This window comes from Mesorhizobium sp. M0698, assembly GCF_040320455.1.
Taxonomy (GTDB): Bacteria; Pseudomonadota; Alphaproteobacteria; order Rhizobiales; family Rhizobiaceae; genus Mesorhizobium.
This window is the reverse complement of the sequence record NZ_JAMYPQ010000025.1, coordinates 1-21,689: the sequence shown is the minus strand read 5'-3', so window position 1 is coordinate 21,689 and position 21,689 is coordinate 1. Positions and strand designations below refer to the sequence as shown.

The following is a 21,689-nucleotide window of genomic DNA, read 5'->3' as shown; positions in this document are numbered from 1 at the left end:
CCGCCATTTCCTCGATATTGATGACGCAGAAAAGGCGGCGGCGTCGCGTGTGAAGGCGCGAAGGTGGCGGTCGAGCGCGGCTTTCTCGGCGGTGCTCGGAACTTCTGAACCGCATCGTCGCGGTCAGCACCAGCGGCGTCAATCCCTACGTCTCGACGTCGCTTTCAAGCTGTCGCTGCAGCGGGAGCGCGGCAAAGAACACGGCAATTCTGCGCCCTGGTGCCAGCGATGCGGCCCTTCCCAAAGTCGGCAAACCGAGGAGCCCGCCACGATGTGCAGCAAAACCGCAAGCCAGAGAGATCGACCGGCAATCTGCCGGAGAACATCAAGCGCGTGCTGGACGGCGGCCTTGTCATTCCCGTCTTGTGCCACCGCATTCATCCCATCATTGGCGAGCCCAACGTCAGTTCAGGTCATGCGGATCCATTTGGCATGGGTATTGCGGCGGCGTTGGTGCAGCGTTCGACCGGAGCGCCGCGATAGGGAGAAGCCCGGGAGAAGTCACGCCACCTCGATCCGGTCAGGGAGAGAGAAACAGTGTCAGCTGCACAAGTCCGCGGCGCGAGTCCCGCGCCCCGCAAACCCTTCTATGCCAAGCTTTACGCGCAGGTGCTTGCCGCCATCGCTCTAGGCGTCGCAATTGGCTATTTCTATCCGGGGACCGGCGAGAGCCTGAAGCCGCTGGGTGATGCCTTCATCAAGCTGGTCAAGATGATCATCGCGCCTGTCATCTTCCTGACAATTGCGACCGGCATTGCCGGCATGAACGATCTTCACAAGGTCGGCCGGGTCGCCGGCAAGGCAATGGTCTATTTCCTCACCTTCTCGACGCTGGCGCTGATCGTCGGCCTCATCGTCGCCAATGTCGTCCAGCCTGGCGCCGGCCTCAACATCGATCCGGCCTCGCTCGATGTCCAGGCCGTGAATACCTATGCCGCAAAGGCCCACGAGCAGTCGGTCACCGGCTTCCTGATGAACATCATCCCGCCAACGATTGTCGGTGCCTTCGCGGAAGGCGACATCCTGCAGGTGCTGTTCTTCTCGGTTCTGTTCGGCATGGCGCTCGCGATGGCCGGAGAGACGGGCAAGCCTGTCGTTTCCTTCCTTCAGGCGCTCATCGCGCCTGTCTTCAAGCTCGTCGGCATTCTGATGAAAGCCGCGCCGATCGGCGCTTTCGGCGCAATGGCCTTCACCATCGGTAGATATGGCATCGGTTCGGTCGTCAACCTCGCGATGCTGGTCGCGACGTTTTATTTCACCGCCTTCCTCTTCGTGTTCGGGGTTCTCGGCGCGGTCTGCCGCTACAACGGCTTTTCGATCTGTTCTCTTATTCGCTACATCAAGGAAGAGCTGCTGCTTGTCCTCGCAACGTCCTCCTCGGAGGCCGCGCTCCCCTCGCTCATGCAGAAGATGGAGAAGGCGGGCGCCAGGCGTTCGGTTGTGGGTCTCGTCATCCCGGCCGGATATTCGTTCAATCTGGACGGCACGAATATCTACATGACCCTGGCGGCCCTCTTCATCGCGCAGGCGACGAACACGGATCTGTCAATCGGCGATCAGGTGCTGCTGCTGCTCGTTGCGATGCTTTCCTCCAAGGGCGCTGCAGGTGTGACAGGTGCGGGCTTCATCACCCTGGCTGCTACGCTCGCCGTAGTTCCGAGTGTTCCCGTTGCTGGGATGGCACTGATACTCGGCATCGACCGCTTCATGTCCGAATGCCGGGCGCTGACGAATTGCGTCGGCAACGCAGTGGCATCCCTCGTCGTTGCCCGCTGGGAAGGAGAATTGGACCGAGCGCAGATGAAAGCCGCCTTCTGCGGTCATCAGCTTGCCGAGGCATCAAACCGGCTATCCTCCGCCGAGTAAGGTCGACGCACCGCGACCGGTTTCGCCAAGCTGGTCACATGACCTGAACGATCGACTCGCAGGCTCTAAACGGCGCCTCACGGACCATGTATCAGAAGCGCAATATGTGTGAGTGCAAATCATCGCCGCCCTAAGCGAATGAACCTTCCGTTATACCCGGCCGGTCTACATCTGGAGTAGTCCAATACGCCGTCGATCATTCAGTATGCGGGCGTCTCCACTTTGCCCACCCGAAACCATTGTCGAATCGCGCTAGGTGACAGAGAGCCAGCCTGCGTCAAAAACCAATCAGAATAGGACCCATGACCAAGCGCCCCACAATTGCCGATCTCGCCCGCGAAGCCCGAGTCAGCGTAGCAACGGTCGATCGGGTTCTGAACGCCCGCCATCCGGTGCGCGAGGAGACCGCGCGGCGGGTCCACGACGCCGCCCACGCGATCGGCTATCATGCTGCCGGGCTCATCAAGCAGCGCTTGCGGCGAGACCTACCGTGCTACCGTCTGGGCTTCATCTTGAGAAAACCGGCCCAGCATTTCTACCAAGACTTTGCGCGCGAGGTCGAAGCGTCGGTCAATTTGGCCCAGTCCTTCCACGGCATTCCGCTCATCCAATTCGCCCCGTCACATATGCCGAGCGACCTAATCGCACCGCTCAAGGATTTGGGCGCACGCTGCCATGCGATCGCGATGGTGGCACCGGACCACCCGAAAATTACAGCAGCGGTTGAGGACCTCAAGGCCAAAGGCATTCCGGTTTTCTCGCTGCTTTCCGACTTCGCCGCCGGCGTGCGACAGGGCTATATCGGCCTCAACAACCGCAAGGTGGGGCGCACGGCCGCTTGGATGGTGTCCAAGGTCGCAAAACGGCCCGGCAAGGTGGCGGTGTTTGTCGGCAGCCATCGTTTCCAGGGGCACGAGCTCCGTGACGTCGGCTTTCGCTCCTATTGCCGTGAGAACGCGCCGACGTTCGAGGTGCTCGATCCGCTTGTGAACCTGGAGAAACGGCAGGTCACCTACGAGGCAACGCTTGATCTCATGCAGCGGGAACCCGAGCTCGTCGGCTTCTATGTCGCCGGCGGCGGCATGGAGGGCGCCATCTCCGCGGTCCGGGAAGAGGGTAAAAGCCGCGATCTCGTCGCGATCGTGAATGAAATCACGCCGGAATCTCGGGCGGCACTCGCAGATAACATCATCACCATGGCGGTCGCCACGCCAATGCGCCGGCTTTCCCAGGAGCTGATAACGCTGATGACGCGGGCTATCGAGACCGGCACTGCTGAAACACCAGGACAGACCTTTCTGCCGTTCGACATCCATCTGCCGGAAAATATATGAAGCTGATGGATTCTATCGTAAGCGGGGAGTTTCCTTTCATAAATGAGAGAAAGTTGATTGATGATCCGATCCACGCGGGGTAGCCGCACCCCACAGGCCTCAGCCGCGGCCCAGGATGAAAGCGCCGATTGAGTGAACGGATCGGCCGCGCGTTCAGGCGGAAGCGCGAGGTAAATTCCCTACATCCGCAGCGTCGACCTCGACCGGCTTCATTGCCAACATCTCGACGTTGTCGGTGCAGGGCGGTGTCGTCAAGGATGCCTCACGCCAGTAGCCGAGCGAGGCCGGCACAGTCCATTGGGATCGACCTCGTCGACCGCCATCTCCTCGCCTGGCCGCGCGTGAAAAGCCGCGGCAAGGCCGGCAAAGTTGGCATTTGAGTGGGGCTAAACATCTTCTGGGACTTCGCACGCGAAATCGGAGGCGGCAGTCAACTCAGCACCAACCGGGCATGTGTTCTGCTCGTTCCTGGCCCTCGTACTCAGCAAGGAACTGCGCCGCTCTGCCCCGAATGGCAACCGCTCCTCCGCGACCGCCTCCAGGAGCCACCATCGAAAAGGATGGTCGCGTCGTCACCACCACGTCACGGCAAAAGTGGGCAACGTCTTGAAGGCAGCTGGCATCGCTCTGCGACACACCTCGACAAACAACTCGCCTGAGATCACCCCCAAAAAGGTAGTGGTAACACGCGCCGGCGCGCGCCTAACATGCTGATTAATGACATTTTCTTACAGCCGGTGTTTAAGTGAGGCTAAATCTCTTCTGGGACTTCGCACGCGAAATCGGAGGCGGCAGTCAATTCGGTACCAACAACGGCAAGGTCGGATCCGGCGTGCCCGAGACGCTCAATAATTTCAAGCAAAGGCGCCAGGCGAGATGCCTCCTGCAACATCATTTCCCGCATCCACAGGCTTGCCGGATCAGTATTGTGAAGCGCAGGCCATTGGACGGCCTCCGTGAATGCGGGATGAGGAAGTGGCGGCGGAAGTTCGACAATCCGCAGGGGTGTTGTTTTTGCGAAATGCTGCGCCAGCCGTAAGGGCATGGTCCCGATGCGGTTGGTGCCTGATACAACGGGCGGGATCATGCTAAAGCCCTGTACGACGACCTCGATACGTCTCTCGAAACCGTGCTCGAGCAAATACCATTCCTCCATGGTGGGCTGCCGGGTGTGCCTGAATCTGAGCACAACATGCCCCATGGACAAGTATCGCTCGAATGTAAGTGGCTCTGACAGCTGCTTGTTCGTGCCGCAGCCTACGCATACGAGCATATCTTCGAACAGGGCTGCGCGAGGATGTTTCGACATGAACACTTCCGGCATAATCAGAAAATGAACGTCGCCGCGCCGGAGAAGCTCCTCGGGGTCGTCGGAAATAGGCAGACATTCGAAGCGGACGGCGGGAGCTTCCCGCGCAGCACGCTCTACGATCTTCTTAAAAAATACGAGCGTGAGGTAATCGGAAAGCATGATTCGGAAGAGACGATCCGATTGGGCTGGGTTAAAGGCGTCCCAGGAAATAATCGATAGCTGGATGTGCAGCAATGCGTCCCGGACTGCTGGGGCGAGCCCCTCCGCGCGCGGTGTCAAAATGAGCTCGCGGCCGTTCATCGCAAATAGCTCATCGCTGAAATAGGCGCGTAACCGAGCGACGGCGGCGCTCATGGCCGGCTGGCTCAGGTTAATACTCCGGGCCGCCGCGGTGACTTTACGTTCCCTGATCAGAGCGTCCAGCACAACGAGGAGATTTAGATCCAGCCCCTTAAAACGCATGTCCTGATCTATCCAGCGTGTGGATGGGTATCATCTAAACAATCAATTTTACGAATTTACGAACCATGCATTAGAGGAACGTAAATGACCGACGTCAAGCTCAAATCGACGGCGCCGCGACACGGGCGGGAACATCGAGAGAGCTCATTTGCGAGCCCGACCGGCTGGCTCACCTTCGCTAACGACAACGGTTGAGTGCAGTCAAACAACGCCGCCGCTTTGGCCGGTAATGCGGCCCGCAAGAAACTAATAAGAAAGAGAGATCCTGAATGCGCTCGCAGGTGCAGTGGAAGTTGTGCTGGGAAAATGAGTTGCAGCTCTCCGACCATGTCGAGCTCGCCAAGTTCTTTCGAAATACCTATGGGCCGACTGGGGCGTGCAACGCAGAACCGTTCGAAGGTAGTCGAAGCTGGGCCGGAGCCAGGCCTGAACTCCGCGTAATCGCCTATGATTCGAGCGGTGTAGCGGCCCATATGGGCATACTGCGCCGTTTCGTCAAGGTTGACGCGGTCGATCTATTGGTGGCTGAGCTGGGCCTGTACGGGGTACGTCCGGATCTTGAGGGCCTCGGAATCGCCCATTCGATCCATGTCATGCTTCCAACACTGCAGGAGCTTGGCGTTCCATTCGCTTTCGGAACCGTCCGGGACGCGCTGCGGAATCATGTTGAGAGGTTCGGGCGGCGATACAGCCCTTTGGCTGTTTTGTCGGGAATTCGCGTGCGCTCCACCCGACCAGAGGCGCGCCTCGACCTGCCGCCCACACGCATCGATGACGCACTCGTCATTGTTCTGCCAGTTGGACGACCGATCAGCGAATGGCCCACCGGCGCAATGATCGATCGGAACGGACCAGAGCTATGAGCCGTCCCGATTGCTACGAAGTGCGCCGTGAGTGCTCCGACGGCACCAGCCGTCGCAGCGTTTATCTGACGTTCGACGACGGTCCCAATCCACTTTTCACACCGGAGATTCTGGATGTGTTGGCAGAGCAGCGGGTGCCGGCGACTTTCTTCGTCATCGGCGCCTACGCCTTAGAGCACCCGGATCTAATCCAACGAATGTTTGCAGAAGGGCACGAGCTAGGCAACCACACGATGACTCATCCGGATCTGTACAAATGCGGCTTCGGCGAAGTGCAACGTGAGATCTATGAAGCGAACGGCGCCATCATGAGGGCGTGCCCTCAGGCCTCGGTGCGCTACATTCGCGCGCCCTACGGCGCCTGGAGCGAAGAAGTCTTCACAGCGTCACAGATCGCCGGGCTGACGGCCCTCCATTGGTCCGTCGACCCTCGAGATTGGTCTCGCCCTGGGGTCGACGCGATTATCGATACCGTGCTCGCCTCTGTCCGGCCGGGCGCAATCGTACTCTTACACGACGGATGCCCTCCCGGCGAGTTGAGCCAGGGCGCTCACGCCGGTCTGCGCGACCAGACGGTCACGGCGCTGTCCCGGCTGATTCCAGCACTTCATGAGCGCGGATTTGTAATCCGCTCACTTCCTCAACATCACTGAACAAACGAGATCCCATGACTCTTCTTGGTACAACCAGCACTGTGGCCATTTCGCTATATGCACTGCTCTCGACTGCTTATAAGAGCATGCAGGGGATTTATGCTCTGCCGACAAACGACTCATCGGCGTTGGAGGATCTCGTCGGCTCCGATCAACTGCCCAGCGTGGATGTCATCGTCCCCTGCTTCAACGAGGATCCGCGCACGCTTTCAGAGTGCCTGGCTTCCATTGCAGACCAAGAATACGCCGGAAGACTTCGGGTCTATGTGGTTGATGACGGTTCTGGAAATCGCGAAGCCGTAGGAACTGTCCACGAAACCTACGCGCGCGACCCTAGGTTCGACATCATTTTGCTTCCCGAGAATGTTGGAAAGCGCAAGGCACAGATCGCCGCGATACGCCGCTCATCCGGGGATTTGGTGCTTAACGTTGATTCAGACACGATACTCGCGTCCGACGTCATTACCAAGCTTGTACCGAAGATGCGAGATCCAGCGGTCGGCGCAGTCATGGGTCAGTTGACGGCCAGTAACCGGAGCGAGAGCTGGCTGACCAGGCTGATAGACATGGAGTACTGGCTGGCTTGCAACGAGGAGCGCGCGGCACAGGCTCGCTTCGGTGCCGTTATGTGCTGTTGCGGCCCATGTGCCATGTACCGCCGGTCTGCGCTCCTTTTGTTACTGGACCAGTACGAGTCGCAATTTTTTCGGGGCAAGCCAAGCGACTTCGGTGAGGATCGCCATCTCACTATCCTCATGCTGAAAGCAGGCTTTCGAACCGAGTACGTTCCGAGCGCCATCGCGGCCACAGTCGTTCCGAACAGACTCGGACCGTATCTGCGCCAACAACTCCGTTGGGCACGAAGCACATTCCGGGACACGCTGCTTGGGCTGCGCTTGCTGCCCGGCCTCAATAGCTATCTCACGTTGGACGTGGTCGGACAGAATCTCGGGGCGCTACTCCTCGCCCTATCGGTACTAACGGGCCTCGCACATTTCGCACTGACAGGCACTGTGCCTTGGTGGACAGGACTGATGATTGTGTCCATGACCATGGTCCGATGCAGCGTGGTAGCAGTTCGTGCTCGACAGTTTCGATTTCTGGGCTTTTCCCTGCACACGTTCATCAACATCTTTCTCTTACTTCCCTTGAAGGCCTACGCGCTGTGTACATTGAGCAATAGCGATTGGCTGTCGCGAAGCTCTGCTGTCGCTACATCGAACACTGGGGGAAAACAGGCCCCCACCCAAACTCCGATCACTGGATCAAGCAGGGCAGAATTCTCACCGCATTCAGCTCCGCTTCGCAGGCTCAATCTTGGGCGGGATTCTTCGGGATTAGCGCTTTCGGGCAACATTTGCGGCGACGAGTGATCGCTAATTACCTAGGTGGACGAGAGGTGGACGAGTTTGACCCAGAACATGAATCATCAGTTGCTCGATCGGGAATTGGCCGCAGACGATCCGTGGCGCCTCGACGGCAATCCGTTCGAGCGGGAGCGCCACACGCAAATGCTCCAGCTGGCGCTTGCCCAAGGCTCCATTACAAATGCCCTCGAAGTCGGGTGCGCTGCCGGCGCATTCACGGAAAAACTAGCCCCCTACTGCCAAGGGCTCACCGTCATCGATGTCGTGGCGCAAGCGATTGCTCGAGCACGTCAACGGATAAAGGAGCCGTCGCGCATCAACTGGATAGTCTCCGATGTTCAACAGTTTTCGACCGACGAGTTGTTTGACCTGATCGTTGTGGCGGAGGTCCTATACTACCTCGAAGACATAGCCGAGATGCGCGCGGCCGTCAAAAACCTGGTGCGGGTGCTTGCGCCAGGCGGGCATCTGATCTTCGGATCGGCAAGGGATGCTAATTGCCGTCGCTGGGGTCACGCCGCTGGTGCTGAGCCGGTCATCGCCATGCTGAACGAAACGTTGATCGAGGTAGAGCGTCTTGAGTGTCGGGGCGAGTCGGTCAACGAAGACTGCTTGCTCGTCCGTTTCCGGAACCCGCTTTCCGCTTCCTGATGAATCGAATCTATCGCCGTTAACGTGGAGACACTATGCGCATCTGTGGTACCAAGCTGACCCATGATGGGGCGATCGCCCTTGTCGAGGATGGACGGCTCGTCTTCCGCGTAGAGCAGGAAAAGCGGCACAACAATCCGCGTTACCAAACCATCGATAATCTCGACGCAATTGTCGCCGCTTTGGCGGAACAGGGGCTAAATCCTTGTGATGTCGATCAGTTCGTTATCGACGGCTGGGATGGCGAAGACGAGTCACAGTTTCAGGTCCGGCAGGCAACAGCAACCGCCAGTCGTGGCGACGCTCTCGGTAAAATGAACCCATGTCCACGGTAACGATCGATCTTACTGACGTAAGCAAAACTTATGACAAGCTCGTTGTCGACAGACTGTCGTTCCGCGTTACGGCGGGGGAATGCTTCGGGCTCTTGGGACCGAACGGTGCGGGTAAAAGCACGATTGCGCGTATGGTCCTCGGCATGACATCGCCTGATGCGGGGAAGATTACTGTGCTCGGCGCTCCAGTGCCGGCGCGCGCGCGTTTGGCACGTATGCGCATCGGCGTGGTCCCGCAGTTCGACAATCTTGATACCGCGTTCACTGTACGCGAGAACCTGTTGGTGTTCGGGCGCTACTTCCGGATGAGCAGACGCCAGATCGAAGCGGTCATACCGTCGCTGCTTGAGTTCGCCCGCCTCGAGAACAAAGCGGATGCGCGCGTCGCCGAACTGTCCGGCGGCATGAAGCGGCGCCTGACGCTCGCGCGTGCGCTGATCAATGACCCGCACTTGCTGGTGATGGACGAGCCGACCACCGGCCTCGATCCGCAGGCCCGCCACCTGATCTGGGAACGGCTGCGATCGCTGCTGGCGCGGGGCAAGACTATTCTTTTGACTACCCATTTCATGGAAGAGGCCGAGCGGCTGTGCGATCGGCTGTGCGTTATGGAGGAGGGGCGCAAGATCGCCGAAGGCCGCCCGTCCGCACTCATTGACGAGCAGATCGGCTGTGACGTGGTCGAGGTCTACGGCGGCAATCCGCATGAACTGGGTGCGCTGATCCGGCCGTACGCACAGCGCATCGAGGTGAGCGGTGAGACGCTTTTTTGCTATGCACCCGATCCGGAGCAGGTGCTGGGGCAGCTACGCGGGCGCGCGGGTCTGCGCCTTCTGCAGCGTCCCCCCAATCTCGAGGATGTGTTCTTGCGGCTAACCGGGCGCGAGATGGAGGACTGAACAATGGGCGAACGTTATGCGGCGGGCATGCCCGCCAATGCGTGGAATTGGGTCGCGGTTTGGCGCCGCAACTATCTTGGATGGAAGAAAATCGGGCTTGCATCGGTTCTCGGCAACCTCGCCGATCCGATGATCTATCTGTTCGGTCTCGGCTTTGGCATCGGAACAATGATAGGTCCTGTTGAGGGCACTTCGTACATTGCGTTTCTCGCGGCTGGCATGGTTGCCACAAGCGCGATGGCATCGGCGACCGCTGAAACGGTTTACGGGAGTTTCGGACGCATGGACAACCAGCGCACCTGGGAAGGAATGCTATGCACTCAGCTGACGCTCGGCGATATCGTACTCGGCGAATTGGCGTGGGCAGCCACCAAGGCCCTGATGGCGGGCACAGCAATCACCATTGTTGCCACCACGCTCGGCTACACATCGTGGCCATCCATCCTCTGCTTGCTGCCAGTCATCGCTCTCAGTGGCCTCGCCTTCGCGAGTCTAGCGATGGTCGTCACGGCGCTTGCGCCCAGTTATGAATATTTCATATTTTATAATACGCTTGTTATAACACCCATGCTGTTCCTTTGCGGCGCGATGTTTCCGGTCAACCAATTGCCCGGCGCTTTTCAGGACGTCGCCTCCTTGTTGCCGCTCGCACATGCAATTGACCTCATTCGTCCGGCGATGCTTGGCCGTCCGGCCGGCAGCATGGGCCTGCATATCGGCGCGCTTTGCATATACACGGTTTTGCCGTTCTTCCTATCGGTTGCTCTATTTCGTCGTCGGCTGATGCGTTGACGCTACTCACCATTCGTAAAATTGTTTCTTTGGGCGATACCCATCCACGCGTCGGATAGGTCAATACATGCGTTTTAAGGGACTCGATCTAAATCTCCTGGTTGTGCTGGATGCTTTGATCAGGGAGCGTAAAGTCACCGCCGCGGCCCGCAGTATTAACCTGAGTCAGCCGGCCATGAGCGCCGCCGTCGGTCGGTTACGCGCCTATTTCAGCGATGAGCTATTTACGATGAACGGCCGCGAACTCATTTTGACACCGCGCGCGGAGGGGCTCGCCACAGCAGTCCGGGAGGCATTGCTGCACATCCAGCTGTCGATTATTTCCTGGGACGCCTTTAACCCGGCCCGATCGGATCGTCGCTTCCGCATCATCCTTTCCGATTACCTCACGCTCGTATTTTTTAAGAAGATCGTAAAGCGTGCTGCGCGGGAAGCTCCCGCCGTCCGCTTCGAATGTCTGCTTATTTCCGACGACCCCGAGGAGCTTCTCCGGCGCGGCGACGTTGATTTTCTGATTATGCCGGAAGTGTTCATGTCGAAACATCCTCGCGCAGCCCTGTTCGAAGATATACTCGTATGCGTAGGCTGCGGCACGAACAAGCAGCTGTCAGAGCCACTTACATTCGACCGATACTTGTCGATGGGGCAGGTTGTGCTTAAATTCGGGGACACCCGGCAGCCCTCCATCGAGGAATGGTATTTGCTCGAGAACGGTTTCGAGAGACGTATCGAGGTCGTCGTACAGGGCTTTAGCATGATCCCGCCCCTTCTATCAGGCACCAACCGCATCGGGACAATGCCCTTACGGCTGGCGCAGCATTTCGCAAAATTAACACCCCTGCGGATTGTCGAACTTCCGCCGCCACTTCCTGCCGCATTCACGGAGGCCGTCCAATGGCCTGCGCTTCACAATAATGATCCGGCAAGCCTATGGATGCGGGAAATGATGTTGCAGGAGGCATCTCGTATGATTACCCCGCCTAAGAGCACCGGACGTCTCAGTTGTCGGCCGACGACCCCTCGGTTATGAGAGGAGGCATGGATGGCGATTGGGATTGGGCGATTCCTGCATTGTCGAGAACGATGCAGGGAGAGCAGATCCTTCAGCCTGAAGAGGTGCAGCGATGCTGCCGCTGCATGAGCTTGGCTGGGGAACCGACGGGCGAACGAATTCGGGTGCGCTCGCAACACGGTGCCTCGGTATCTAAGCGAGGGCGGGACTGTTCCGTTTCGCAAGCCTGTGCGGCCGACCGCGTTTGACGGACTGGACGATTGGCTGCGGGAGCGCTTCTTCCCCCATGGCTCGGGCTGGATGACGATCTCGACCCGCTCCAGATGCGCCGGGAACGCCTTGCGCGGTCGCGCAGCACGTCGCGGCTCGCCTGTCGGTCTTGCGGCCTCGAGCTCGGACTCAATCGCGCCGAGCCCGGTCTGGATTTCGAAGGCGAAGGCCTGCTGGGCACGTTCGAGCTTCTCGGAGCTGCGACCGAAGCGGCGCGCTCCAGCTGCTTGACGATCCCATGAAGGTCGGCGATCCTCTCCTGGGCACGCTCGTTGAGTGTCGCCATCCGGACGATCTCGGCCTTGAGTGTTTCGCTCCGGAGTTGTTGCAGTTCGGCCTTCTCCGCCGCCATGGCGACGAACATCGCCTTGAGCGGATCGATTTCGTGGGGACGGGCCGAAGCGCTTCTCGTCATGACGCCGACAGGAGCTTGTTTTACACGGCCTGAAGCCCGCCTTTTGCGCCTGAGTCACTTCGCCACCGCCTTCCGGCCGGACGCCGTCGCCGTTCGGCTCGAACGCGCGTCCAGTCCATGCCTTCGACGAGCGCCATCAGTTTCGGCGCGGCAAGCCGATCACGCCGTTCTCCGCCAGCGGAACTTGTCCTCGTCCAGCGCTCACGGTGCGGGTATGCCGGCGTCGAGCAAACAGAGAGAAGTTTGGGGCCCAACCAGGACGGCCCCGTTACGAAGTTCGTCCTAGTCTTAGTCTAGTCCCGGTTTGAGTGTCGAATCTTCATCGATTGCATCGGCGACCAGCGTCCCCGCCGCCTGCGAGCCCGCAACTGCTCAGCAGAAGGAAGTGAACGTGAGTGCATCCATTTCGTAAATGTGTGTCTATCCAAGCAATCGATTTCTCTAATTATCCGATGAGGAATATGAAACGCGTCAGGCAGGGTGCATCATTAGGAGTATTTTCGATGGCAAACATTATCGAGGGTGGCCCGGGTTCCGAAACACTCCTCGGCACCAAGCTTGAAGATTGGATGGAGGGTTTCGGGGGCAATGACTGGATTGACGGTCGTGGCGGCAACGACGAGATCTCGGCTGGCGCGGGCAGTGACCGAGCCCTCGGCGGCGAGGGTAACGACCGCATCTTCGGCGGAGATGGCTGGGACGATCTCTCCGGCGACAACGGCCGCTTCAACGCGCGCATCTCCGGTGAGGACAATGACAGGCTCAGCGGCGGTCCCGGCCAGGATGTCGTCTACGTGGGTGACGGCCAGGACACGTTGACCGGGGGCACCGACAGTGACACGTTCGTGTTCCAGTTCCACAATCCGGTGCCTGGGGTCGTCCCGAGTGTCGGGTCGAAGCCGGACATTTCCACTATCACCGATTTCAACCCGGCGGAGGACAAGTTCGCCTTCGATGCGGTGGGCCTCTACAACGACGGTTTTGGCGCGAACTTCGTCAACAACGCCAGCATACAGTCCGGCTACCCGGTTAGCAGCTTCTACAGTGGTGCGGCCTCGGGTGCGAACGGCGAACACGTCGTGGTGATCACTGGCGAATCTTTCAACTCTGCTTCTGAAGCCGCGAGTGCGATCTCCGGCGAGCACGCCGGCGACATCATTGTCTACCAAAGCAGCTACACCGACAGAGTCGCAACTCTGGCCTATGTCACCGCCGACAACAGCGCGCATGAGTTCGTCCACCTGGGCGGTGTGGTCACCGTGGCCGACCTAGGCCTGACCGCGTCGGACTTCACCTTCGTTTGATCCGGAAAACCCATACGGAACAGCGCCCCGCCCCCCTGGGCGGGCGCTTTCCGTTTCCGCTACTTGCGATGGGCCGGGGCGCCCGGGAGCAGTCGCAGCGTGTACAGCTTGACGAAGCCCTGCACGTCGCGCTGGTCGTACACCGAAATCTCCCTGAACGCGTGGAGGCGGAAGCCTGTTCGGGCCCTTGCGGCCGGCCACGATGACGTTGCCCTTCCAAACCTTCAGCCGGACGGTGTTGTTGTTGACCCGCTCCATTAGATGCCAAACCAAACATATTCGGCGGGAGCACTGATCCTGAATCAGCGAGTCGGTTGCCGCTCGGGGAGCAATATAGGGAGCTGGGTCGCCAGATCCTCACGGAGACCTACGTGAGTAACCATTCCTTGAAGGATTCAGCTTTGAGACCTTTCCCTCTGACTTCCGCTATTTGGGGAATTCTGTTGATCAGCGGCGTGGTCAACGTGCTTGCGCTGATCTCGCCGCTGTTCATGCTTCAGGTCTACGACCGCGTTCTGGCAAGTGGCAGCGTATCGACGCTAGTGGGGCTCGTCGTGCTTGCTGCAGGGCTTTATGCGTTCCAATGCCTGCTCGACGTTTTGCGCGCCCGCGTGCTGCTGCGGATTGGCGAGCGTTTCGATGAACAGTTTTCCGGACGCGTTCACGATGCGATCGTTCGCCTTCCGCTTTTAACGCGCATGCCGGGCGACGGCTTGCAGCCGCTTCGCGATCTCGACAATATTCGCGGATTCTTAGGTGGAAACGGTCCGACAGCGTTCTTCGATCTGCCATGGATGCTGCTTTATCTTGCCATTTGCTTCCTCTTTCATTTCTGGATCGGCATGACGGCACTTATCGGGGCGATCGGTCTCACATCTCTGACACTTCTTACCAACACTCTCTCGCAACGGCCGATACGCGAGACCATTGCCCACGACATGGTACGCAATGGCCTACTGCAAGCAGCGCGTTGCAATGCCGAGGTCGTGCAAGCTCTCGGTCTCGGAAAGCGGATCGCTGCCCGATGGCACAAGGCCAATGCCGAGTATCTGGCCGCCAACCGGAAAGCTGGGGACGTGGCAGGTGGGCTGGGTGGCATTGCAAAGTCGTTGCGCGTGCTGCTGCAATCGGCCATTCTTGCCGTCGGCGCGTACCTTGTCATCAGGCAGGAGGCTACGGCCGGGGTCATGATTGCCAGTTCGATCATGATGGGGCGTGCGCTGGCTCCGGTCGATCTGGCCATTTCAAGCTGGAAACCCTTCCTCATGGCGCGCCAGGGTTGGGCGCGGCTGGAGGACCTCCTGGGAACGGTTCCTGAAACCGCTTCTGTTATGCCAATGCCTGCACCTGAACGCGAACTCCGCCTCGAAGGCGTGACAATCGTTCCGCCCGGCGAAAGGAAGCCGACCGTGACCGGCCTTGCGTTTGCCGTTCAGGCGGGAAGCGCACTCGGGATCATCGGTGCATCGGGTTCGGGCAAGTCGACACTCTCGCGCGCCATCGTCGGCGCATGGACGCCGGTCGCCGGAAAGGTTCGCATCGACAGCGCAAGCCTCGATCAATGGGACCGGGAAGCGCTAGGCCGTCATATCGGCTATTTGCCGCAAGGTGTTGAACTGTTCGACGGCACCATTGCCGAAAACATCGCTCGTTTTGAAGATAATCCTGACCCTGAGGCTATTGTCACCGCGGCGAAAGCAGCGGGCACGCACGAACTGATCCTCCGATTTGAGCACGGCTACGAAACTCCGATTGGTGAGGCCGGATCGGCACTTTCCGCCGGGCAGCGCCAGCGTATCGGTCTTGCCCGTGCTCTTTATCGAGACCCTTTCCTTGTTGTGCTGGATGAACCCAATGCCAATCTCGATGCGGAAGGCGAGGCTGCGGTCGTCAAGGCGATCGCCTCCGTGCGCGGGCGCAAGGGCATTGCGGTTGTCGTCGCCCATCGGCCGAGCGCCATCCGCGCCGTGGATTTTGTGTTGGTCATGGAAGGTGGACGGCAGCGAGCATTCGGTGCGCGTGATGAAGCGCTTTCCAAAGTCTTGAAGAGGGCAGCGATGGCACCAGGCGCTGGCGTCAAGGCCATCGAGTCTACACAGGATAACGTGGGAGAGCGCGCTGACATGGAGGATCCCGGTGGCCGGCATTCATCAGAATAATGACGTTTCCAGCTCCATTCGCCGGCACCTGGTGGCGGGCCTTCTGGCGAGCGTGATCTTTGTTGGAGGAGCCGGAGCCTGGGCGGCCTTCACGAATCTCTCCGGTGCGGTTGTCGCGTCCGGACACTTTGTCGTCGATTCCTATGTGAAGAAGGTGCAGCACCCGACCGGCGGGGTGGTGGGAGAAATCCTGGTGAGCGAAGGTGATAAAGTAAAAGCCGGCGACATCCTCATGCGGCTCGACGCCACCCAGACGCGCGCCACTCTCGCTGTAGTCACCAAGCGGCTCGATGAGCTGGCCGCCAACCTGGCACGACTCGAAGCTGAGCGTGACGATCTGGCGGAGATCGCCTTCCCGGACTGGCTGCTCGCCCGCAGAGATGTTCCGGACGTAGCTTCGGCAGTACATGGCGAGACGCGGCTGTTCGAATTCCGCAGACAATCCCGCGACGGAAGGCAGGCGCAGCTAGCGGAACGCATCACTCAATATGAGCACGAGATCGAGGGGCTCAAGGCGCAGGAAATCGCTTGTGAGAAAAGCACCGAGATTCTCCAAAAGGAAATTGCTGCCCTGAGTGGGCTGCGCGACCAAGGCATTGTCTCGGACCAACGCTTGAACAGCCTGAAGACGCAGGTTGCCACTTTCGGCGGCGAACGCGGTGAGAAGATTGCACATCAGGCACAGACGGCAGCCCGCATAGCCGAAACGCGCCTGCAGATCCTGCAGATCGATCCGGATTTCAAGACGGAAGTCGGCCAGGAGCTCAGAGAGGTTCAGGCGCAGGTTGGGGAGTATGTTGAGCGCAAGGTGGCGGCTGAACAGGAACTGCGACGGATCGATATTGTCGCGCCGCAGTCAGGCGCCATTCAACAACTCGCAGTTCATACGGTCGGAGGAGTGATCACGCCCGCCGATCCGATTATGCTAATCGTGCCGGAAGGCGACGATCTTGCGCTTGAAGCACGAATCACCCCGAAGGACATCGACCAAATCCAGCTTGGTCACAAGGCCGTGCTGCGGATGTCAGCCTTCAATCTGAGGACCACGCCGGTATTGAACGGATATGTCAGCCGGATCGCAGCCGATCTGGCGACGGACGAAAAAAACGGCGTCTCGTATTACCTGGTGCGTCTGTCGGTTCCGCATGCGGAACTGACGAAGCTCAAGGACCTGACGCTCGTGCCCGGCATGCCGGCCGAAGCGATGATCCAGACGGGCGAGCGTACGGCGCTTTCTTATTTTGTGAAGCCGCTGTCGGACCAAATCAGTCGCGCATTCCATGAGGAATGAAAGTGATCCACAGAAATATTTTGTTGGTATTCTTGTTGGTTGTTACGCATGCATGAAAGTCATAACCGTCTGAAAACACAACCATGCGTTCCTCAGTTGGATTGCGCCTCTGACTCAGATACGTGGTTCCGCGGTCATTTTGCCCTTGCAAGTCGCCGCCCATTCAGTTCTTGGCCTCGAGCGCATTAAGATACCCATCATCGTACACAAAGGCTGGAAAAGAGTCCGGTGTCTTGAGCGATCCTAGGTCTGGAGACCTAGGGTGAGCCTGCAAGCACAGGGCCAGGACATGATTGAGCGTCTGCAATATTCGGACAGGTGCATAGAAAGACAGGCAGGCGCCAAAGACGCGCTTTCAACGCACTAAACCGATGCTGCGCACCCCGAGCGTCTTGCCGCCCTCGCTCCCGCCGGTAGGAATCAATCGCGAGCAGGCTGCGACGTTCATCGGCGTAAGCTCAACGACCTTTGATGAAATGGTCCAGGACGGCCGGATGCCGCAGCCACGAATGCCGAGCAAGGGGCGCATTGTTTGGGACGTCGAGGAACTTGTATTGGCGTTTCGAAAGCTCCCTCACCGCCAAATCGGAGGAGCACCAAAGCTTGACGAAGATTCGCCGCCACTAGACAATCCTTGGGATCGAAAACCACGAACATGACGGATGAGCCCGTGAAGGTCGCTCTTAAGGGCGTAGTGAAGGACACTGATCGCCACGGCAATGATCGGTACTATTTTCGCGCACCGGGTCGGAAGAAGGTCCGGCTCCGTGAACCGACCGGCAGCGACGAGTTCCTCGAGGAACTGCGGTGCGCGCGCGCCGAGGTCACTTATGTTCGGCCCGGCACTCTTCCCGAGATTTGCCGGCGCCTCCCCAAGCCTTCCGAGCCAGCGAAGAAAGGCACGTTGCTGTGGCTTTGCCAGGAGTATTACCGTCGGGGCGGCACGGAAATCACCCAAGACACTATGGCGCGCCGACGAGCAATTCTGGAGCGCGTATGCGAATTACCTCATCCCCTCGAAGGTGACCCGGATCCTCAGTATCCCACCAAGGGATCTCTGCCATTCGCCGGTATGAAACGGTCTCATGTTAAGGAGATCAGGGACACCAGGCTCGACGCCCTTGGCGCGGCAAACAATATCGTAAAAGCCATCAGCGCGATGTTTGAGTGGGCAAAGGACACAGAGATTCCGGGCGTCGACTCCAATCCCGCCCGCGGCATCAGACGGCTAAAGAGCGGCGACGGCTGGCACCCATGGGACGTGTCGGAGATCGTTCAATATGAGAAGCGGCATCCGCTGGGTACCGCAGCCAGACGTGCGCTCTCGATCTTCATGTTTACTGGCCTGCGGTTGTCCGACGTCGCGATCTTCGGTCGACAGCACATCACGCTCGTCTACAACGAGGAGACCGAGCAGTGGGAGAAGTGGATCAGAATTAAGCCTGGGAAGACCAGTCGTAACAAGGATGCGGTGTTGGTGGAGCTCCCGCTTCTGCCCGAACTAGAGGCGGAACTTGAGCACACGCCCTCCGACCAGATGACCTTCCTGGTCAATGAGTATGGTCGCCCGTTCTCGGAGAACGGTCTGGGCAACAAGATGCGCCAGTGGTGTGATCAAGCTGAGCTGCCGCACTGCAGTGCTCATGGAATTCGCAAGGCCGGCGCGACGATCGCCGCTGAGAACGGCGCGACGCACGAGCAGCTGAAGGCGATATATGGGTGGACTACGTACCAGCAGCCCGACCACTACATCAAGAAAGCGCGTCGCCGGAAGGTAGCGAGAGCGGCGAAATACCTGCTGGTTATCGATCGAAAAGAGAACAAAATTGTCCCACTTTCTGAGGGGGTTGAAAGAGGTGGGACAAAAATGGCCAAAAAATCCAATTAAATCAACGGCCACAAAAGCCAATGGTGGGCCCGGAGGGACTCGAACCCCCAACCAAGCGGTTATGAGCCGCCGGCTCTAACCATTGAGCTACAGGCCCCACGGCGCTGGATTAGTGTTTTTCCCTGAACCGCACAAGGCTTTCCGAGGGCTTTCCGAGCAGGCGTTCCAAGGGGGCTGGCAGAGATCGCCCAAATCAGCCCATATTGATAACCTATTGCACGTCGCCCATTGGACGCCGGCCAACACTCGGCTGTCTTGGGATCCCAGATCGAGGAGATTTCATGACCAGACGTATTTTGCCCCTGGCGATTGCCGCCGCAATCGCATTTCCGGCGATCGCGGCCGCCGCCGATTCGCCACCGCCGCCGCGTATCGTCGTCACCGGTGAAGGCGAGGCGGCGATAGCACCCGATCTGGCTCTGCTGACGCTCAGCGTCATGCGTGAAGCCAAGACGGCACGTGCAGCGCTCGATGCCAATAACGACGCGATGGCCGCAGTGATCGCTGCCATGAAATCGTCCGGCATCAAGGAGCGCGACCTGCAGACCGCGGGCATCCAGATCAATCCGCGCTATAACTACACCAACAAGCCCGACGGCAGCCAGGAGGCCGAGCTTGTCGCCTACCAGGTGACCAACACCCTTTCGGTGCGCATCCGCGACATCGACAAGACCGGCGACATTCTCGATAAGGCGGTGTCGCTCGGCGTCAACCAGGGCGGCGGCATCTCCTTCTCCAACGACGATCCGGCGGCAGCCGTCACCGAGGCGCGCAAGAAGGCCGTCGCCAATGCCATGGCCAAGGCCAAGACGCTGGCCGAAGCGGCCGGCGTCGGCATCGGCCGGGTCCTGGAAATCACCGACCAGAATTTCGCACCACCGCCGATGCCGATCAACGCCAAGGCATTCGATGCCGCCGGTGCGTCGGTCCCGGTGCAAGCCGGCGAAAATTCCTATACCGCACAGGTGACGGTGACTTTCGAATTGAAATGATCATCGCTTGCAGCATGAAAAACCCCGGAGGATCGATCCTCCAGGGTTTTTTGAGCCGCGCTTCCTGGCGGAAAGGCCCGGCTGCAAGTCAGCCGGCCGCAGGCCCGAAGACCTTAGCGATAGATGATCGGACAGCCGCGCTCGTTGGCGAATACGATCACGACGCGGTCGCCATACTGGCGGCCGGCGACCTTGACCGTGCGGCGGTTGATGTCGATGATGCGGGCGCGGTGCAGGCCCATGCGTTCGGCCTTGTCGATGGCACGCTCCGGCGAACAGGACCGGCGCCAGCCGCCATGACGGCGGTGTTCGCGATAGTAACCATCATCTTCGTCGCCGGTATAGACGCCGACGCGCGGATCCTGGTTGTTGCCGAAGCCGAGATAGATGCTGTCAGCATGAGCGGGGATGGCAGCAAGCGTGCCAAGGCCGACAAGAGCCGAAAGAGCCGCCGTCTTGATGGTGTTGAACATTGTCTTCTCTCCTTGTTGAGGGTTTCCACACGTTTTCGTCGAACCGATGGGAGGAGAATGCACCCGTCTGTCTGAATTTTTTGCGAACCGGCCGTTCATCTCCAGTTCATGAGGCAGAACCGGAATAGTCTCTCGCTTCTGGAACCGGTGTTATGGACGGCGGTGCTGCATAGGGTGGGCATGGTGGATGGACAACGTCCGTTTTGCCGTCGGTTCCGGATTCTCGATTTCGCGGTAAAATCCTAAGGCTCGTCCGCGAGCATATGGTCGAAATAGTCGTCCGGCTCGGCAAGGTCGGTCTCGCTGGCGCTGACCCGGCCGCGCATCGAGATGCCGGCCTCGTGCACGGTCTCGTCGCTTCCCGACACCAGCCTGTGCCACCAATAGAGATCGCGGCCCTCGGCCACTAGCCGGTAAGCGCAGGTCTTGGGCAGCCAGCTGATGGTGCGCACATTCTGCGGCGTCAGCCCGACGCAATCCGGAACACGCGCCAGCCGGTTGGCATAGTCGGAGCAGCGGCAGCTTCCAGCGTCGAACAGCCGGCAGCCGACGCTGGTCCAGTAGATCTCTCCGGTGTCCTCGTCTTCGAGTTTGGACAGGCAGCATTTGCCGCAGCCGTCGCAGAGTGATTCCCACTCGGCCGGGGTCATCGCCTCGAGCGTCTTGGTCTTCCAGAACGGCTTTTCCATCGTCGGCATGTGGCCCTCGGACGCTTCAAGGTCAAGCACGGCAACCGTGCACCCTCGTCCGAACGATACGCCGGGACAATACGCCGGAACATACGCCAGGACCATACGAATGACATGAAGTCGCCTTCAAAACGCCGGTCAATCGCCCTGTGCCACGGCTAGAACCTACAAACAGGAACCAAACATGGTTGCTGAAAGTTTGGGCAGGGATGGGACGCCACAAGGAGTGTTTATGATGAAACGCCAACCACGGATTCTGGCAGGCACGGCGCTTGGCCTGTTGATGGCGTCCGCGCCGCTAGGCGCGTTCCCGCTGCAAGGCAATGCCGCATTCAGCCCCGTGCAACGTACCGCAGCGCCGCTCATCCCAGTGCAATCGAGTTGCGCCGAGGGCGAGTCGGCGGAGGCCTGCGCGCAAAGCCAGCAGGCAGAGCAGCCCAGAAAGAAGAAGCGCGACCAGCAGCAGCAAACGGAATCCGCTCCGGCCGAGCAGGCGGCTCCAGCCGAGTCCGAGCAACCCCGCAAGAAGCGGCGCAATCAGCAGCAGCAAACAGAATCCGCTCCGGCCGAGCAGATCGCTCCAGCCGAGTCCGAGCAACCCCGCAAGAAGCGGCGCAATCAGCAGCAGCAAACAGAATCCGCTCCGGCCGAGCAGATCGCTC

19 protein-coding genes, 1 tRNA gene and 5 pseudogenes are annotated in these 21,689 nt (G+C 59.4%); 20 read left to right on the top strand and 5 right to left on the bottom strand.

Features of this window, described 5'->3' with window-relative positions; translation table 11 throughout:
- The first annotated feature begins 273 nt into the window (after positions 1–273).
- The 4 genes and pseudogenes from NKI16_RS29940 to NKI16_RS34145 form a co-directional block, all read left to right on the top strand.
- Complete coding sequence (locus tag NKI16_RS29940) at positions 274–483, top strand: hypothetical protein (protein WP_156937379.1); 210 nt, start codon at positions 274–276, stop codon at positions 481–483.
- 54 nt (positions 484–537) lie between these two features.
- Complete coding sequence (locus tag NKI16_RS29935) at positions 538–1,866, top strand: dicarboxylate/amino acid:cation symporter (protein ID WP_023678259.1); 1,329 nt, start codon at positions 538–540, stop codon at positions 1,864–1,866.
- A gap of 302 nt (positions 1,867–2,168) precedes the next feature.
- Complete coding sequence (locus tag NKI16_RS29930) at positions 2,169–3,200, top strand: LacI family DNA-binding transcriptional regulator (protein ID WP_023678260.1); 1,032 nt, start codon at positions 2,169–2,171, stop codon at positions 3,198–3,200.
- Between the two features lie 414 nt (positions 3,201–3,614).
- A pseudogene (locus tag NKI16_RS34145) lies at positions 3,615–3,859 on the top strand (IS1634 family transposase); the annotation flags it as partial.
- Between the two features lie 92 nt (positions 3,860–3,951).
- Here NKI16_RS34145 and NKI16_RS29925 read toward each other — a convergent pair.
- Positions 3,952–4,974: a LysR family transcriptional regulator gene (locus NKI16_RS29925; RefSeq protein WP_352846623.1), complete on the bottom strand. Its 1,023-nt coding sequence runs from the start codon at positions 4,972–4,974 to the stop codon at positions 3,952–3,954.
- A 269-nt stretch (positions 4,975–5,243) separates the two neighbouring features.
- Between NKI16_RS29925 and NKI16_RS29920 the strand changes: the two genes are divergently transcribed.
- The 9 genes and pseudogenes from NKI16_RS29920 to NKI16_RS29880 all read left to right on the top strand — a co-directional run.
- Positions 5,244–5,837 carry a NodA family N-acyltransferase gene (locus NKI16_RS29920; protein ID WP_023678262.1) on the top strand — a complete coding sequence of 198 codons (594 nt, stop codon included), beginning with the start codon at positions 5,244–5,246 and terminating at the stop codon, positions 5,835–5,837.
- Entirely contained in the window at positions 5,834–6,490 is a 657-nt protein-coding gene (gene nodB, locus NKI16_RS29915) for a chitooligosaccharide deacetylase NodB (RefSeq protein WP_352586914.1), read from the top strand. The genes NKI16_RS29920 and nodB overlap by 4 nt, the downstream gene beginning before the upstream one ends.
- Before the next feature lie 14 nt (positions 6,491–6,504).
- Positions 6,505–7,863 (top strand): chitooligosaccharide synthase NodC, encoded by a 1,359-nt coding sequence (gene nodC, locus NKI16_RS29910; RefSeq protein ID WP_352924227.1) that lies wholly within the window; start codon positions 6,505–6,507, stop codon positions 7,861–7,863.
- Between the two features lie 48 nt (positions 7,864–7,911).
- Positions 7,912–8,508, top strand: a complete 597-nt coding sequence (gene nodS, locus NKI16_RS29905; protein WP_352450799.1) for a nodulation methyltransferase NodS — start codon at positions 7,912–7,914, stop codon at positions 8,506–8,508.
- A 35-nt stretch (positions 8,509–8,543) separates the two neighbouring features.
- Positions 8,544–8,792 (top strand): annotated as a pseudogene (locus NKI16_RS29900) (carbamoyltransferase N-terminal domain-containing protein); the annotation flags it as partial.
- A 38-nt stretch (positions 8,793–8,830) separates the two neighbouring features.
- A complete protein-coding gene (gene nodI, locus NKI16_RS29895; protein WP_023678267.1) occupies positions 8,831–9,742 on the top strand; it encodes a nodulation factor ABC transporter ATP-binding protein NodI in 912 nt (303 codons plus the stop codon).
- A gap of 3 nt (positions 9,743–9,745) precedes the next feature.
- The gene (locus NKI16_RS29890) at positions 9,746–10,534 is read left to right on the top strand and encodes an ABC transporter permease (protein WP_023678268.1); all 789 of its coding nucleotides are present in this window, start codon (positions 9,746–9,748) and stop codon (positions 10,532–10,534) included.
- 67 nt (positions 10,535–10,601) lie between these two features.
- A complete protein-coding gene (locus tag NKI16_RS29885) occupies positions 10,602–11,564 on the top strand; it encodes a LysR family transcriptional regulator (RefSeq protein WP_023678269.1) in 963 nt (320 codons plus the stop codon).
- An 8-nt stretch (positions 11,565–11,572) separates the two neighbouring features.
- Positions 11,573–11,834 (top strand): annotated as a pseudogene (locus NKI16_RS29880) (hypothetical protein); the annotation flags it as partial.
- A gap of 29 nt (positions 11,835–11,863) precedes the next feature.
- On the opposite strand, the pseudogene NKI16_RS29875 reads toward NKI16_RS29880, so the two are convergent.
- Positions 11,864–12,019, bottom strand: a pseudogene (locus tag NKI16_RS29875) (hypothetical protein); the annotation flags it as partial.
- A 35-nt stretch (positions 12,020–12,054) separates the two neighbouring features.
- Here NKI16_RS29875 and NKI16_RS29870 point away from each other — a divergent pair.
- The 5 genes from NKI16_RS29870 to NKI16_RS29850 all read left to right on the top strand — a co-directional run bounded on the left by NKI16_RS29870 (position 12,055) and on the right by NKI16_RS29850 (position 18,873).
- Positions 12,055–12,264 carry a hypothetical protein gene (locus NKI16_RS29870; RefSeq protein WP_023678271.1) on the top strand — a complete coding sequence of 70 codons (210 nt, stop codon included), beginning with the start codon at positions 12,055–12,057 and terminating at the stop codon, positions 12,262–12,264.
- Positions 12,265–12,734: 470 nt separating this feature from the next.
- The gene (locus NKI16_RS29865) at positions 12,735–13,535 is read left to right on the top strand and encodes a calcium-binding protein (RefSeq protein WP_023678272.1); all 801 of its coding nucleotides are present in this window, start codon (positions 12,735–12,737) and stop codon (positions 13,533–13,535) included.
- A 386-nt stretch (positions 13,536–13,921) separates the two neighbouring features.
- Positions 13,922–15,694 (top strand): type I secretion system permease/ATPase, encoded by a 1,773-nt coding sequence (locus tag NKI16_RS29860; protein ID WP_245274754.1) that lies wholly within the window; start codon positions 13,922–13,924, stop codon positions 15,692–15,694.
- Positions 15,672–16,985, top strand: coding sequence for an HlyD family type I secretion periplasmic adaptor subunit (locus NKI16_RS29855; RefSeq protein WP_023678274.1), 1,314 nt, complete (start codon positions 15,672–15,674; stop codon positions 16,983–16,985). The genes NKI16_RS29860 and NKI16_RS29855 overlap by 23 nt, the downstream gene beginning before the upstream one ends.
- Positions 16,986–17,655: 670 nt before the next feature.
- Positions 17,656–18,873, top strand: coding sequence for a tyrosine-type recombinase/integrase (locus tag NKI16_RS29850; RefSeq protein WP_245274750.1), 1,218 nt, complete (start codon positions 17,656–17,658; stop codon positions 18,871–18,873).
- 21 nt (positions 18,874–18,894) lie between these two features.
- Here the strand turns inward: NKI16_RS29850 and NKI16_RS29845 are convergent.
- Positions 18,895–18,970: transfer RNA gene (locus NKI16_RS29845), tRNA-Ile, on the bottom strand.
- A gap of 184 nt (positions 18,971–19,154) precedes the next feature.
- Here NKI16_RS29845 and NKI16_RS29840 point away from each other — a divergent pair.
- Positions 19,155–19,865, top strand: coding sequence for an SIMPL domain-containing protein (locus tag NKI16_RS29840; protein WP_023678276.1), 711 nt, complete (start codon positions 19,155–19,157; stop codon positions 19,863–19,865).
- A gap of 113 nt (positions 19,866–19,978) precedes the next feature.
- Here NKI16_RS29840 and NKI16_RS29835 read toward each other — a convergent pair whose 3' ends face one another.
- Positions 19,979–20,338: a hypothetical protein gene (locus NKI16_RS29835; protein WP_023678277.1), complete on the bottom strand. Its 360-nt coding sequence runs from the start codon at positions 20,336–20,338 to the stop codon at positions 19,979–19,981.
- A 242-nt stretch (positions 20,339–20,580) separates the two neighbouring features.
- Positions 20,581–21,027, bottom strand: a complete 447-nt coding sequence (locus NKI16_RS29830; RefSeq protein ID WP_023678278.1) for a YcgN family cysteine cluster protein — start codon at positions 21,025–21,027, stop codon at positions 20,581–20,583.
- A gap of 235 nt (positions 21,028–21,262) precedes the next feature.
- Here NKI16_RS29830 and NKI16_RS29825 point away from each other — a divergent pair.
- Positions 21,263–21,689, top strand: a pseudogene (locus tag NKI16_RS29825) (OmpA family protein); the annotation flags it as partial.

Bases quoted from the DNA above. Each gene is read 5' to 3' on its own strand.
- nodI (WP_023678267.1), top strand. From the start codon at position 8,831: ATGTCCACGGTAACGATCGATCTTACTGACGTAAGCAAAACTTATGAC.
- NKI16_RS29925 (WP_352846623.1), bottom strand. From the start codon at position 4,974: ATGCGTTTTAAGGGGCTGGATCTAAATCTCCTCGTTGTGCTGGACGCT.
- NKI16_RS29920 (WP_023678262.1), top strand. From the start codon at position 5,244: ATGCGCTCGCAGGTGCAGTGGAAGTTGTGCTGGGAAAATGAGTTGCAG.
- NKI16_RS29840 (WP_023678276.1), top strand. From the start codon at position 19,155: ATGACCAGACGTATTTTGCCCCTGGCGATTGCCGCCGCAATCGCATTT.
- nodC (WP_352924227.1), top strand. From the start codon at position 6,505: ATGACTCTTCTTGGTACAACCAGCACTGTGGCCATTTCGCTATATGCA.
- NKI16_RS29890 (WP_023678268.1), top strand. From the start codon at position 9,746: ATGGGCGAACGTTATGCGGCGGGCATGCCCGCCAATGCGTGGAATTGG.
- NKI16_RS29870 (WP_023678271.1), top strand. From the start codon at position 12,055: ATGAAGGTCGGCGATCCTCTCCTGGGCACGCTCGTTGAGTGTCGCCAT.
- NKI16_RS29930 (WP_023678260.1), top strand. From the start codon at position 2,169: ATGACCAAGCGCCCCACAATTGCCGATCTCGCCCGCGAAGCCCGAGTC.
- NKI16_RS29830 (WP_023678278.1), bottom strand. From the start codon at position 21,027: ATGGAAAAGCCGTTCTGGAAGACCAAGACGCTCGAGGCGATGACCCCG.
- NKI16_RS29885 (WP_023678269.1), top strand. From the start codon at position 10,602: ATGCGTTTTAAGGGACTCGATCTAAATCTCCTGGTTGTGCTGGATGCT.
- NKI16_RS29865 (WP_023678272.1), top strand. From the start codon at position 12,735: ATGGCAAACATTATCGAGGGTGGCCCGGGTTCCGAAACACTCCTCGGC.
- NKI16_RS29835 (WP_023678277.1), bottom strand. From the start codon at position 20,338: ATGTTCAACACCATCAAGACGGCGGCTCTTTCGGCTCTTGTCGGCCTT.
- nodB (WP_352586914.1), top strand. From the start codon at position 5,834: ATGAGCCGTCCCGATTGCTACGAAGTGCGCCGTGAGTGCTCCGACGGC.
- nodS (WP_352450799.1), top strand. From the start codon at position 7,912: ATGAATCATCAGTTGCTCGATCGGGAATTGGCCGCAGACGATCCGTGG.